Below are 14,333 nucleotides of genomic sequence, written 5' to 3'. Positions count from 1 at the left end.
AAAAACCCTGGCTTGCCAGGGTTTTTTTATGGGCGGCGTTTAGTCGGCCCCGTGACGCAATCTTCACATTTTAGGGTGAACATCCGCGGTGTTCGAACTGTCCTCTACTGATCAGCAGCCTTTAACCTCACTGACGATTGGAGTTCTTCATGGCGAAAATCAACCTGGCCCAGCAGTTGGCGACCACCCTTGAACAGGCGGGCATCAAGCGCATCTGGGGCCTGACCGGCGACAGCCTCAATGGCCTCACCGACGCCCTGCGCACCATGGACAGCATCGAGTGGATGCACGTGCGCCACGAAGAAGTGGCCGCCTTCGCCGCCGGCGCCGAAGCAGCCGCCACCGGCGAGCTGACGGTATGCGCCGGCAGCTGCGGGCCAGGCAACCTGCACTTGATCAATGGCCTGTTCGACTGCCATCGCAACCATGTGCCGGTGCTGGCTATCGCGGCGCAAATCCCCTCCTCCGAGATCGGCTTGAACTACTTTCAGGAAACCCACCCGCAGGAACTGTTCAAAGAGTGCAGCCACTTTATCGAGCTGGTCACCAACCCTGCGCAGATGCCCCAGGTGCTGCACCGCGCCATGCGTTCAGCGATCCTCAACCGCGGCGTGGCGGTGGTGGTGATCCCAGGCGATATCTCGCTGCTGGAAGTCGAAGACAAACTCAAGCCCTGGCCGGCCCTGCACGCACCGCGCACTTTGCCGGCGGAACAAGACCTGCAGCGCCTCAGCGAGATCCTGCACAGCAGCGAGAAAGTCACCCTGCTGTGCGGCAGCGGCTGCGCCGGCGCTCACGACCAGGTGGTAGCCCTGGCCGATGCTTTGGGCGCGCCAGTGGTGCACGCCTTGCGCGGCAAGGAGCATGTGGAGTGGGACAACCCGTTTGATGTGGGCATGACCGGCCTGATCGGCTTCAGCTCCGGTTACCACGCAATGCTCAACTGCGACACGCTGATCATGCTCGGCACCGACTTCCCCTATCGCCAGTTCTACCCGACCGACGCCAGGATCATCCAGGTCGACCGCAACCCGCAGGCGCTGGGCCGTCGCGCCACCCTGGACCTGGGCATCGCCGCCGATGTGAGCGAGACCATCGATGCGCTGTTGCCACGCCTGACGCGCAAGGCCGACCGCAGCTTCCTCGACACCTCGCTCAAGCACTATGAAAAAGCCCGCCAAGGCCTGGATGACCTGGCGCAGCCATCGAAGGCCGACCGGCCGATTCACCCGCAGTACGTGGCGCGCTTGCTCAGCGAGCTGGCCGACGACGATGCGATCTTCACCGCCGACGTCGGCTCGCCCACCGTCTGGGCTGCGCGGTATTTGAAGATGAACGGCAAACGCCGCCTGATCGGCTCGTTCAACCACGGCTCGATGGCCAATGCCATGCCACAGGCCATTGGTGCACAGGCAGCGTTTCCTGGACGGCAGGTGATCTCGATGTCCGGCGACGGTGGCTTTGCCATGTTGATGGGCGACTTCATCTCGCTGGCGCAGTTGAAATTGCCGGTGAAGGTCATTGTGTTTGATAACTCGTCACTCGGGTTTGTCGCCATGGAGATGAAAGCCGCCGGTTACCTGGACACCGGCACCGAGCTGAAAAACCCGGACTTTGCCGCCATGTCCAACGCCATGGGCATCCTCGGCATTCGCGTGGAGCAGTCCGAAGACCTGGAACCGGCCTTGCGCCGCGCCCTGGCCCATGACGGCCCGGTGCTGGTGGACGTGGTTACCGCTACCCAGGAACTGGTGATGCCGCCGACCATCAAGCTTGAACAGGCCAAGGGGTTCAGCCTGTATATGCTCAAGGCGGTGATGAGCGGGCGTGGCGATGAAGTGATCGAACTGGCGCGCACCAACTGGTTGCGCTGAGCCTCAGTGCCGGCGAACAGCGCCGTAGCGGACCACCACCTGGGTGATGACCTCGACCAGGCGCGGGTCCGCCTCCGGGGCGCTGAACAGGCGGAACTCGGCATCGGGCAACGCGGGCAAGCCGTGTTCGGCGCCGAGTATCGCCAAGCCCGGCCCGACCTGGCTCTGCGCCATCGGTGCAATCGCAAACCCGGCCGCTGCGGCGGCATGCAGCGCCGCGTAACTGCTGCACTGCATGGCGCTGCGCTGGGCGATGCCCGCTTGGGCAAGACGCGTCAGCGCCGCCTCGCGATACGGGCAAGGCTCGGGAAACAAGGCCAGGGGCAACGGGTTCGGCAAGGCTACGAGCGGCTGCCCGGACCAGGCCCACACTAACGGCTCACGCCATAGTGCCAAACCTGGCTCACTGGATTCGCACAACGAACCCACCACCACCTCCAGCTCACCCTGCTTCATCAAACTCAACAACGAACCGGGAATGCCCACTTGCACGCTGATGTACATACCAGGGTATTGCGCCGCGACGTTTTGCAGTTCACGTAACAGGCGCGCATCCGCGAACTCCTCCGATACGCCTACGCGCAGGTTGCCTTCAAACGCCGAGCGCGTCAGCTCGGCCCAGGCGTCCCGGTTCAACGCGAGGATGCCACGGGCATAGGCCATCAGCCGTTCACCATCGGGCGTCAATTGCTGGGACCGGGTGGTGCGGGTGAGCAAAGGTTTGCCCACCTGCTCCTCCAGGCGGCGCAAATGCCCACTGACGGCCGACTGGGTCAGGTGCAGGCGCTCTGCGGCGCGGCTGAAACCGCCCTCATCGACCACTGCGACGAAGGTTTTGAGCAACAAGGCATCGAACATATTCTGATTGGTGATCAATAGATGATTTAAATACGATTTATATTTCAATGCTCGCTATGTTGCAATGCCCTGGTCAACTTTCCCGAGGCCACCATGACCACACTCCTGCACATCGAATGCTCGCCGCGCAAACAACGCTCCGCGTCCCTGGAGATCGCTCGTCAGTTTATCGCTCGCTATCAGCAGAACGCCCCGGACACCCAGGTGGTGACCCTGGATTTATGGGCGCTGGAATTGCCGGAGTTTGCCGGACCGGTGATGGACGCCAAATACGCGGGCATCGCGGGTACGCCGTTAAGCGCAGAACAAAGCGCTGCCTGGACGACACTCACAGCGCTGGCGGCTCACCTGCATCAAGCTGATGTGCTGGTGTTTTCGGTGCCGCTGTGGAATTTCGCGATTCCCTACAAGCTCAAGCACTTTATCGACGTGGTATCACAGAAGGACGTGCTGTTTGAGTTCAGCCCGGAGCATGGAGTGCGGGGGTTGTTGCATGACAAGATCGCGGTGAATGTGTATGCACGGGGGATGGATTTTTCGGCACCTGGCGCGCAGGGGATGGACTTTCAGAAGCCCTATATGGAGGCGTGGCTGGGGTTTATCGGGGTGACCGATGTGCACTCGCTTTATGTGGAAAAGACTATTTTGGGGGCGGAGGTGGATCAGGTGTCGCGCCTTGAAAGTGCGGGGATGGCGCTGAAGCTTGCTGATCGATTGGGGTCGGCTGGGGGTTAGGGCCTGCAGAGCCATACTCGGTCAAGGGTGGGAGCTGGCTTGCCTGCGATGGCATCAACCGGGTGTACCCGACACTCCGAGGCGTCTGCATCGCAGGCAAGCCAGCTCCCACAGAAAAGCAGACCTCCAGTGGATGCACATCCGCTTTCGCTTTTGATCTAACCACTCAGGTCGGCTTTCAGGCCGCCGTGCTCTGCCAAGGATGGCCCATCGCGGCGGCCCACGGATTCAAGCCTTCGTTCTGGCATGCCGAGCCTAGGCGAGGCACAGAGTGGTGGGGCGAAGACCTTTTGGTTACTTTTGGCTGGGCCGGCATTCCGGGCGTTTGCCAAAAGTGACCCGCCGTAAGGGCGGAACCAATAGCCGCCGTTACCGCAGCAACGGATATGTACACCGCCAAACACCCCACTCACCCATCGATATCAGCCCAACTGCTTCCCAACCCACTTACCATACCCATCAATAAAAGCCTGCAAAAACGGCCGGGTCTTCTCCGACACCTTACCCGCCTCATCAAACACGCTCCCCGCCCCGCCCAGGTACGCTTCGGGCTGCTGCATGCAAGGTACATCCAGAAACACCAGCGACTGACGCAAATGATGGTTCGCCCCAAACCCACCAATGGCCCCCGGCGACACACTGATGATCGCCCCAGGCTTACCCCCATAGACACTTTGCCCATAAGGACGAGACCCAACGTCAATGGCATTCTTCAACGGGGCCGGCACGGAGCGGTTGTATTCCGGTGTCACAAACAACACCGCGTCGGATGAGCGTACTTGCTGACGGAAAGTACTGTAGGCTGCGGGCGGCGCAGTACCGTCGATGTCTTCGTTGTAGAGCGGCAAATCGCCAATTTCCACAATGTTCAACTTGAGGTTGGCAGGGGCCAGTTCGGCCAATGCCAACGCGACCTTACGGTTGATCGACTCTTTTCTAAGGCTGCCAACCAGGACGGCAATCGTATAGACCTTGCTCATTGAGGTTTTCCCGACATCTGACTAAAGGAGCCTTTAGTTATAGAGCCTTCGTGACGCGTTAACCAGCGGGTTTTGATAATCCCGAAGCTGTTTGCCACGCACTCACCAGCGTAGGAAGCGTCTGAAAACATCAACGAATAGTATTTTTTTCCCATAGGTAAACTACCCCGCTCCATGACGGTCTACAGAACCGCAAATCGAGTGTTTATCTCCAGAGGTTCTAAACAGATGGCTGCAGTACTTGTCGGACAGTTCCATGCCAGAGACGCGGAAGGACGCGTGTATTCGGTGCATGAGTTCCAGGAATCCAACCCGGCGCAGGACAGCCAGGCTGGCTCGACGCCTACCACCACCTACAAGCTGGCCATTGGCGACCGTGTAGAAAAATTGGAAGGCGATGAATTCAAATTGATCCAGTCGGGGACTATCATCGTCCGCGAATCGCAAACCACCCTCGCGTCATAAGATCCCGCCTTATCGACCTGCTCAGTCCTGGCCATTACTGGCGTTGACTGGGCCGGGGGATCACGGCCGGCGCATCTGCGTTACCTCCACGTCCTGCTCACCGTCCAGCTGCTTGAGCGTTACCAGCAACCGCCCCCGCTCCCCTTCAACGGCATACAGCGAACGCTTGTAGCCCGGCGTGCCGTAAGCGGGATACGCCACCACCTGCCTGACCAGCGCAATCTCCAGCACAGCCCCCACCTGCTCGCTCACCTGTTCCTGGGAACGGATAAACGCCTCAAGGGCGTGGTTTTCCGGGGTGCGTTCGTCTTGATTATTGAGGAGATAAGCAGCCACGCAGCCAATGGTCACCAAGACCAGCAGCTGTTTGGCCCTTACCCCGAAAAACGTCGAGGGTAGAGGCATGTGAGACCAGACCTGTTGTTGTTTTAAGTGCCGGGTGAGCGGCATTGGTCGTTGATGATCAGATGCGTCATTCTAATCAGGTCGATGGGGAATGCCAGGTGATTCAGTGGTCGCCGTAGGTAATATCCTTGTTATCGCCGACGCCGCCCAGGGTTCGGTCCTTGCCGAATGAAAACAGGTCGAAGGGGGTGTTGGGCTGGGTCGCCGGGTAGTGGTACTGATAGGCAATGCCCCAAGGGTCGGTCAATAACTCATCCTTGACGTAGGGTCCTTTCCCATTGGCTGATGCCGCAGGTTGCACGGTCAGCACCTCCAGGCCCTCCTCATCCGTAGGATAGCGGCCGGTATCCTGATGGAACTGCTCGACAGCCTTGCCCAGCTCAGCCACCTGCGCCTTGGCAGTGGCGATTTCCGTCAGCGTTACATCCCCAAACAAGCGCGGCCCCAGCGCCAAGGCCAACAAGCCAATAATGACCAGCACCACCAGCACCGCCCAGCGCGTGAAGCCGCGCTGGGTGAGTATTTTTCCGCTTAAGCGACTTGATGGCATGTTGAGGCTCCCCCTTTCCCTCGATTGATACACTCGTTGTATACCCTGCCCGTGACAGTGACATACCCACTAACGGTAGCCAACACTCACCCATGCCTGTGCTCTTTTTTACCCAGGCATTGAAACCCCATCGCACTGAACATAGACTCCGGCGATGCGTTTACGTCATATCGAAGTGATTCAGGCCATCTTGCAGACCGGACATCTCGGCACCGCCGCCGAATGGTTGCAACTCCCCGTGGGCGATGTGGACGCAACCCTCAAGGACGCTGAGCAGCAATTGGGCTTCATGCTGTTCGCCAGTGTGCGCGGGCGCTTGCAAGCGACGCGCGAAACCCTTGAGCTGCAGGCTGAAATCGCCCACCTCTATGAAGCGCTGGAGCCGTTGCAACGCCTGGCCGGGCGCCTCAAACATCATCACGCCCCGCCCTTGCGCGCCTTGTGCACGCAGCCCTTGGCTAACCAATTGTTGCCGCAAAGCCTGGCTATGCTGCGCCGGCGCTTTCAGGACACACCGTGCACCCTGTCGAGCCAACCGACCCGGGAGATCGTCAGGAGCCTGCTGCTGCGCGAAGCCGACGTGGGCCTGAGCCTGCATGATCCGCAGCACCCACAAATCCAAAGCACCGTACTGGCCCAAGGCAAGCTGCAACTGCTCGCGCCCCATGGCTGGCTCAAACCCAAGCAAAAGTACATTGCACTGCAGGACCTGGCCGGGCAGTCAATGATCGGGCTGGAAGGTCACGACCCGCTAAGTCGTCTGCTGGACGCAAAACTGCAAGCCCTGCGCCCACTGCCGTTGGTGCAGACACGGGTGCAGACCTACCAGATGATGCGCAGCATGGTGGAGGCCGGAGCGGGTCTGGCGATTGTCGATCCGTTTACCGCCTTCGGCGCGCGGGAAGCTGGGCTGGATGCGTGCCCGTTATCGCCGCCGATGCCTGTGGTCCTTTACGCATTGACGTTGAAGGAATCTGAACCTGCTCCGGCGTTGAATGCACTGTTGGAAATCGTCGCCGACAAGGCCGAAACCTTGCTGACCGTTACTGCATCCACCTGACCCCGCCCTGCGCACCATCTAGTGCGCTTTCACCGACATAAATTCTAAAAACTCCCGCTGGAACCTTGTTCTAGAAGCGTCGCACTCACAGAAGCAGAAAGCACAGCCGAGTGCTTTCCACTGGACGACATACTCTAAACAAGGAAGCGTTTTCTATGACTACCCTCCATTCTGTCCTTACTGATCGAGCCCTTCAAAACCCTGCCAGTCTCAACCCACCGCAGGACGCCGGTGCGTTAACTAGCGCTCAACCGAATTCGATTGAAGCCTCAGCCAACGATGCAACCCCTGGCACCCTGGACAACCCGGCAGCGCTTAAAAAAGCTTTTGCCGATCGGTGTAACTGGGAAACCCTGGCGGCAAAGCTGCGCACAAGCCTGGAAGAACTGCACGCCGCCTTCCCGCCCCCCCTTTCCAGTGAGCAACAAAACCTGCTCGAAGGCCGGCTGACGTCGCACTGGAACAGCGCCTCAATACCGGTCTGTGAAGGCTCCAGCTACTATCAAAAGCACAATCTGGCGCCGACCAGCATCGTCAAATTGGGCACATACCTCAGCGGCAGCGACTTGCCCCTGCCCAAAACCCTGAACGCGTTGCAGGCCCTTTATCAGCTAGCGACAAAGCACGTTCAGACCCCGCCCCTGGGCAACTTCAGCGGCGCGCTGTCCTGGCCGATCCCGCTCTCGGCGCAAGACAAACAAGCCATCATCGACCTGCTGAACGCTCCTGACTCAACGCTGCCGGAACTGCCACTGACTGATCCAAAAGGCGTGCTGGGCTATCTGTTGTCCGCGTGCGAGTTGTCCAGCAATGATTTCAAATTCACCAGCAGCGCAGTAGAAACGCTGCTGGGATCGGCCAAGGCGCAAGCGCTGGGCCAGGCCATTCAAACCCGGTTGGGCGGCATTGCAACGAACACCAGCGTCAATGACTATTTGTTGGCTGCGATTCATCTGGGGCTGAATCCCCAATCCGTGGGCACTCCGGCGCGTAACCGCGTTGCCGGCTTTGATCTTGGGCAACGCCAGCATTGGTACCGACCGGCCACGGTCGTCATCGAGGGTTTGAGCCGTCATCTGGTGGCAACAGGCCGAGCCTCTGCGGCATCGGCTCAACTGGCGGCCCGCATGTTGTTGGCCCACTGCGCCCCTGAATACCTGGTCAAGGACATTCCGGCGAGCGTGACCTACGGCAGCATTCCCTGGACACAGTTGACGATCGCCGCCGCCAAGCTGGAAGCTGAATCGCCGGGGCGCACACTCACAATGACCTACAGCGAAGTGCTCGCCGCCGCAGAGGGCATCGACATCGGCACACCGCTCTCGCAGCATATCCATCGCGAAGCGTTGCACAATTGGGGTGAAGTCAAAGGCTACTTGAATGCAGGCACGACGCCCGACGACACGCAGATGCACACTGTGCAAAGTACCTTTAGCGCCCAGCAGCAAACCTTGCAAGACATCAGCCGGGCACTCGCAACCCCCATCCCGATGCGTGAAGACCTGGGAATGGATCTGCTCAGGGAGAAATTTCCAGGCATATCCGATGAGGTCTTCAAGGCGAAAAACCTCACGAAAGCCCGACTGATCGAAGGACGCCCCGGTCGCTTCCCCGGAACATATTCAATGCTCGATGTCGTCATGCACGGCGACAAAGTCAATAATGATGACAGCGAACATTGGGTCACCAATGACAAGCGTATCCCCATCAAGCAATTTTGCGCGCTTTCCGATAGCGGCGAACTTTCCGTCGCAGACACCTTTACCCAACGCTACACATCGGCCATAGCAGAGTTGGAAAAAGGCCACTCGGGGATGACCCAATACCTGATTTCGACGGTGACACCCGAAGATAAAGAAAACTTCGATGATGGAAAACTCGAGTTTTTTCATACCGACAGCTACCTCATCGGCCTCGATTTCTCGACCAAAAGCCTGATCCAAAAAGGCCATACGCTGGATGTGAAAATCACCCGTGGGGGACAGGTCAATATTTACCGCATCGATACACGCGCCGGGACCATTTCCAAACACAATTACCTGGCTCACATTTACTCGCCACCCTACACCCGGCTCGATAATCGAGACGCCAACACACTGCATAGAACCGTACGATTCAACCCGTTCGAAGACGAGCATGCCGAGCAGGCCAAGGAAAAGCCGGCGACCACAGTAACACCACAGGTCTTCGATTCAGACCGCACCCGCTACATCGCCAAAATACTCACCAAACGCATGGACTTGCAGGGCGATGAGCTACTGCAACATGCCCGAGGAACAACGTCTTACGACAAAACCAGTGCCGCCAACAAGGCCATCGGGGAGTTTTTCCTGAATATGATTCCGTTCAGGTCTGCGATTGTTAACTTCACGCAGGGCAATATCGGTGAGGGTTTGCTTGACCTTGGCATGGACGTGATCGGTCTGGTGACTCTGGGCGCCGGCAAGGCAGCACATGCGAGTAAAGCCCTCGCCAAAGGCGTGGCCGGCCTCAAGGGTGCAGCAAGAACCGCCCGGTTTCTGGGTACCGTCGCAATCGACGCGCTCAACCCGTTGGGTGGTGCGGGCGATTTGCTCAAAGGTATCAGCCGCTGGACCTGGTCCAAGGGAAAGAGCGTATTCAATACCCTCAAGGGCGCCAGCGGCAGCTACGACGTGCTCAAAGCCGCCAGCACACAGCATGGCTTGGTTGCCATAGGCTCCTCCAGGGTTGCTGGTGAAATGCTGGAAGGTGATGCGTTGTTCCAGGGCGGTAAATGGTATGCCTTCGATGCAGCCAAGGGGCGTCCCTACGGTTCACCGTTGAAAGATTTCCAGCCTGCGGCGGCGGCGGCCGGTGAGAGCGTCAAAGTCTTTGATAGAACCTCGCTGCTTGAATATGAGGCCATCGTTTCCCCGGACCTGCTGCAGGTTAAAGGCTTGCAGGCGAATATCTACGTCGGCCCGAACAACAAAGAATATATAAAAGTCAACGGCAAGCTTTATCAGTCCACCATCAAGGATGGCCAGCGGGTTATCCAACACCCCAGTGCCGCCCGAGACAACATTGTGGTCCGGGACCTGGGCAGCGCCGGCTGGGAGCCTCGCGCCACTGCCAATCGCTTATTGGGTGGTAACTCCCCGTCACCCTGGAAACTCGATGAAAACACCTACGTCGTACCGGTAGACGACGTAAAAATAACCACGGGTTCCTCATACCCCTTCACCATCAATTACCGAGGCATGAACTATGTCACCACCTTTGATACCAAGGTGGGTGCCTGGATGGCCGGTTCGGGTAACGCCAACGGCGTCACCACCGAGTACTTCTGGAGAAGCGCAAAGAACAAGTGGCAGATGGGCCCCTTGGAGGAATATAAAAATGCCCAGAAGATCCCCGAGCACAACTTCAGGTTTATCGATGCAACCCCACCGGCCATCTTGCAGAAGTCCAGCAATATCAGGCCCATCCCAACCAACATTCACTACTTCTGGGCCGGCGGCGAAATACCCGACAAGCTGATCAAGAATATCGCGACCAACGCCGAAAAAATGCCCGGTTTCAAATCCATTGTGCACGTCGACGCCGACACGCCAGAGTTGCTGCAGACCATCAAACTCAAGCTGGAAAAGGATGCGCCCGGCGTCACCGTCATGAATTTGCATGAAGAAGACTTTTTCCAACCCTTGAAGAACACCGAACTGTATGCCTACTTCCGCAGAGGCCAAGGAAAAAACCTTGCCGCCACTTCCGATGTAGCTCGCTATCCGTTGATGAATAAATATGGTGGCATTTATCTCGACACCGACGACACCATCAAAGGCGCGGTGGGATCCGCCGGTTTGAACGCGGGTGACTCGGATATGCTGCTCAGCAAACCAGTCGCTCACAAAATCACTGACTACAAACCCTTCTACAACACCAGTAACTTCGCCACGCAACCGGATAACCCGGTGGTCACCGAAATGATCGCCGAGATGAACCGGCGCTTCACTGAAAACAAAGCGTATTTTGCGGCCAACCGCCCGACACTTTCCAGAGAGGTCAACGGCGGGTTCACCTACACTTCAGATTTTCTGGAGTACGAAGGCAAGATCTTTGAGACCGTCGGCCCGAACCTGCTTGACGATGTACTGAGGTCCAAGCGACCGGACATTTACGATGCGGGATTCGATGGAATGAGCAAAGAAAAAATGCAGCAGGTCAAACATGGCGCGGTGCCCGGTATACCGTTCAGCCTGGAAGACGACATTCACCAGTACTACGCCAATAAAGGCCTGAGTGAGCCGGATGGGCTAAAACAGAGTCTGGAGCAAGCCAAGAAGCACTACCGCTCACTCCGTGACCAGTTGCAGGTTACCATTGGTGCCGAACATTCGTGGATCGATTCATGACTTAGCCTGCCGCACCTCAACGCGGCCTGAACGCCAGGGGCAAGGGCATTCAGGCCGTCTGCCGCTCAGACGTGAACAACCGATACCAGAAAATTGCCACTTCGCGGGTTTGCGGGTCAATCCCGCGATAGCGCAATTGATCGATCCCACCCATCACATACCCGCAGCGCTCATACAAACGGCAAGCGCCGAGGTTATTGTTCTGGGTTTCGAGCATCATGCCCGGCAAGTTCTTCTTGCGGCTCCAGAACTGCGCCACATCCAGCAATGCCTTGGCTACACCATGGCGCCGTGCAGGCATGGCCACCGCCAGCTCGTCGACATGGGCAAAACCATTCCAGTTGGTGCTGACCACAATGTGCCCCACCGCGCGATCATCCAGGTACGCCATAAAAATCGCACTGTCGGGAGCATCGCGGAAACTGGCGAACTCTTCCGGGTCGATGCCGTAACACTTGCGGTACGGCAGAATGCGCTCCAGCGCCCATTGGTCGACGCGCTTGCCCATCTCCGGTACGCCATAGGCGCTGACCTCAAAGCTGAAATCATTGCCCCACACGTAGGCGTCAAAGCCTTCGTCGGCGACCCGAACGCTGAGCCCCGGATACTTCGGGTTCATTACAGCTTGCATAAACATCCTTAACCCTTGATGCAATCGACGGTGTAACAACGGCCACTGCCGTCATCTTCGTGTTGCAACCCATGAACATCGGCGACAAAACCGGGGAAACTGCTATCGAACGTACGGGCAAATGCCAGATAGTCGATGATCGAGCGTGTCGACTCGGTAAAGCGCTCGCCCGGCATGATCAACGGGATGCCCGGCGGATAAGGCACCAGCATCACGGCTGCGATGCGTCCTGGCAAGGCGTCAATGGAAACGGCTTCGACTTCACCCCTGACCAGTTGGTCGTAGGCATCGGCCGGTTTCATCGCAATTTCCGGCAACACGGTGTACATCCGCTTGAGGTGCTTGGCGGTGGCGTTGCTGCGGTAACAACTATGCAATTGGTCGCACAGGTCACGCAAACCCAGGCCTTGATAACGTGCCGGGCCTTCTTTGAACACCGAGGGTAAACAACTGGCCAGGCTGGCATTGGCGTCGTAGTTGCGCTTGAACTCCAGCAATTCGGTGAGCAAGGTACTCCATTTGCCTTTGGTAATGCCCATGGAGAACAACACCAGGAAGGAATACAAACCGGTCTTTTCCACCACCAGCCCCCGTTCCCAGAGGAATTTGCTGACCACTGCGGCGGGAATTCCGCAGTCGCTCAAGGCGCCACCGGCGTTGAGGCCGGGCATCACCAAGGTGACTTTGATCGGGTCCAGCAACACATAGTCTTCGGCCACATCGCCAAAGCCATGCCAGTCATCCTGCGGGTGCAACAGCCAATCCGCGGTGGCGACCCGGTCGATGCCGGCCACCGACGGTGGTTGCCAGATGGAGAACCACCAGTCTTCGGCAGCAATATGCTGGCGCAGGTTGGCCAGGGCACGGCGAAAGCTCAGGGCTTCGTCGAACATCTCCTGCAACAGCGAGCGCCCGGCCGGGCCTTCCATCATCGCCGAAGCCACATCCAGCGAGGCGATGATGCTGTATTGCGGCGAAGTGGAGATGTGCATCATGAAGGCTTCGTTGAAGCGGTCGCGGTCCAGCTGGCGCGCGCCACCGTCCTGCACGTGGATCATCGACGCCTGGCTGAAGGCCGCGAGCAATTTGTGGGTCGAGTGGGTAGTGAATACCAGCGGGCTGTCGGCAGTGCGCGAAGTACCCATGCCATAGCGGCCGGCGAAAAACTCATGAAAGGCCGCGTAGGCGTACCAGGCCTCGTCGAAATGCAACACCTCGACACTGTTGCCCAGTTGCTGTTTGATCAGTTCGGCGTTGTAGCACAGGCCGTCATAGGTGGAGTTGGTGACCACCGCCAGTTTCACTTTCGCCGGCCGACCACGGGTCAAGGGGCTGGCTTCAATTTTGGCGCGGATCGACTCGGGGCTGAATTCGCTTAAGGGGATCGGGCCGATAATCCCCAGCTCGTTGCGCTCCGGGCACAGGTACAGCGGGATCGCGCCGGTCATGATGATCGAATGCAGCACCGACTTGTGGCAGTTTCGATCCACCAACACCAAGTCATCGCGCCCGACCATGGAATGCCAGACGATCTTGTTGGCCGTCGAGGTGCCGTTGATCACAAAGAACGTGTGATCGGCGCCAAAGTTACGCGCCGCGCGGGCTTCGGCTTCGGCCAAGGGCCCGGTGTGATCGAGCAATGAACCCAGCTCCGGCACCGACACGGACAAGTCCGAACGCAGGGTGTTTTCGCCAAAGAATTGATGAAACGCCTGCCCCACCGGGCTTTTGCGATAAGCCACACCGCCGCCATGGCCGGGGGTGTGCCAGGAATAGTTGGAGTCGGCCGTATGCTGCACCAGCGCTTTGAAGAACGGCGGCAACAAGCCATCAAGGTAGGCGCGTGCAGCGCGAGCCACTTGGCGGGCCAGAAACGGCACGGTGTCTTCGAACAGGTACAGAATGCCGCGCAGTTGGTTGAGCTCGCTCATGGCATCGGCCGGCGCGTTTTCCAGGGTGACCTGCTCGCCCAGGGCAAAGATCGGCAGGTTGGGCGCCCTCACCCGCGCCAGGCGAATCAGCTCGACCATGTTTTGCAGCAGGTGGGTATTTTCGCCAGCGCCCTCGGCGGCAATCAACATGCACGCCAGGCCATGATGGGTAGAAGCCACCAATCGGCCTTCGGCGTAATCCACCGCAGAAAAAATACTGAAGCCCTCTTGTTCCAACTCCCTGGCGATGCCTCTGACCCTATCACCGGCAACGGTGTCGGCCTTGATGTCACGGTGCACGATAAGAACAGGGAACTTCAGGTCTTTGTACATGAGTGCTTTGAGTCCTGAGGGCTATGCACTCAGGGTAGAAGCTGGGAGGGGATGTGGCGAATGAAGATTTTACAGACGACGCAAATCTACTGTGGGAGCTGGCTTGCCTGCGATGCAGGCACCTCGGTACTTCAGGCA

The 14,333-nt window shown here is 58.5% G+C and carries 11 protein-coding genes; 5 read left to right on the top strand and 6 right to left on the bottom strand.

Translation table 11 applies throughout. From position 1 onward, the window contains the following. The first annotated feature begins 149 nt into the window (after positions 1-149). A complete protein-coding gene (poxB, locus tag HBO41_RS21775) occupies positions 150-1,874 on the top strand; it encodes a ubiquinone-dependent pyruvate dehydrogenase (protein ID WP_099549123.1) in 1,725 nt (574 codons plus the stop codon). Positions 1,875-1,877: 3 nt separating this feature from the next. Here poxB and HBO41_RS21770 read toward each other — a convergent pair whose 3' ends face one another. Beyond that, the gene (locus tag HBO41_RS21770; RefSeq protein WP_169987676.1) at positions 1,878-2,732 is read right to left on the bottom strand and encodes a LysR family transcriptional regulator; all 855 of its coding nucleotides are present in this window, start codon (positions 2,730-2,732) and stop codon (positions 1,878-1,880) included. Between the two features lie 93 nt (positions 2,733-2,825). Between HBO41_RS21770 and HBO41_RS21765 the strand changes: the two genes are divergently transcribed. Next, complete coding sequence (locus tag HBO41_RS21765; protein ID WP_169987674.1) at positions 2,826-3,467, top strand: FMN-dependent NADH-azoreductase; 642 nt, start codon at positions 2,826-2,828, stop codon at positions 3,465-3,467. 422 nt (positions 3,468-3,889) lie between these two features. Here HBO41_RS21765 and HBO41_RS21760 read toward each other — a convergent pair whose 3' ends face one another. Continuing rightward, positions 3,890-4,447, bottom strand: coding sequence for an NADPH-dependent FMN reductase (locus HBO41_RS21760; RefSeq protein WP_169987672.1), 558 nt, complete (start codon positions 4,445-4,447; stop codon positions 3,890-3,892). A gap of 228 nt (positions 4,448-4,675) precedes the next feature. On the opposite strand from HBO41_RS21760, the gene HBO41_RS21755 reads away from it, so the two are divergent. Next, a complete protein-coding gene (locus HBO41_RS21755; protein ID WP_017136925.1) occupies positions 4,676-4,912 on the top strand; it encodes a hypothetical protein in 237 nt (78 codons plus the stop codon). 60 nt (positions 4,913-4,972) lie between these two features. Here HBO41_RS21755 and HBO41_RS21750 read toward each other — a convergent pair whose 3' ends face one another. Both HBO41_RS21750 and gspG read right to left on the bottom strand, forming a co-directional pair. Continuing rightward, positions 4,973-5,317 (bottom strand): hypothetical protein, encoded by a 345-nt coding sequence (locus HBO41_RS21750; RefSeq protein WP_026013696.1) that lies wholly within the window; start codon positions 5,315-5,317, stop codon positions 4,973-4,975. Positions 5,318-5,420: 103 nt separating this feature from the next. Then, positions 5,421-5,867, bottom strand: coding sequence for a type II secretion system major pseudopilin GspG (gene gspG / locus HBO41_RS21745; protein ID WP_169987670.1), 447 nt, complete (start codon positions 5,865-5,867; stop codon positions 5,421-5,423). A 154-nt stretch (positions 5,868-6,021) separates the two neighbouring features. On the opposite strand from gspG, the gene HBO41_RS21740 reads away from it, so the two are divergent. Then, complete coding sequence (locus HBO41_RS21740; protein WP_099549128.1) at positions 6,022-6,927, top strand: LysR substrate-binding domain-containing protein; 906 nt, start codon at positions 6,022-6,024, stop codon at positions 6,925-6,927. Between the two features lie 155 nt (positions 6,928-7,082). After that, positions 7,083-11,300, top strand: coding sequence for a glycosyltransferase family 32 protein (locus HBO41_RS21735; RefSeq protein WP_169987668.1), 4,218 nt, complete (start codon positions 7,083-7,085; stop codon positions 11,298-11,300). Positions 11,301-11,349: 49 nt separating this feature from the next. Here HBO41_RS21735 and HBO41_RS21730 read toward each other — a convergent pair whose 3' ends face one another. Beyond that, positions 11,350-11,931 (bottom strand): GNAT family N-acetyltransferase, encoded by a 582-nt coding sequence (locus tag HBO41_RS21730; RefSeq protein ID WP_026013697.1) that lies wholly within the window; start codon positions 11,929-11,931, stop codon positions 11,350-11,352. Positions 11,932-11,939: 8 nt separating this feature from the next. Next, positions 11,940-14,195, bottom strand: a complete 2,256-nt coding sequence (locus HBO41_RS21725; RefSeq protein WP_099549130.1) for an arginine/lysine/ornithine decarboxylase — start codon at positions 14,193-14,195, stop codon at positions 11,940-11,942. Between the last annotated feature and the right edge of the window lie 138 nt (positions 14,196-14,333).

Origin of the sequence: Pseudomonas sp. WS 5146 (genome assembly GCF_012985495.1) — a bacterium.
Classification (GTDB): domain Bacteria; phylum Pseudomonadota; class Gammaproteobacteria; order Pseudomonadales; family Pseudomonadaceae; genus Aquipseudomonas; species Aquipseudomonas edaphica.
This window is presented reverse-complemented; position numbering and strand designations above follow the sequence as displayed.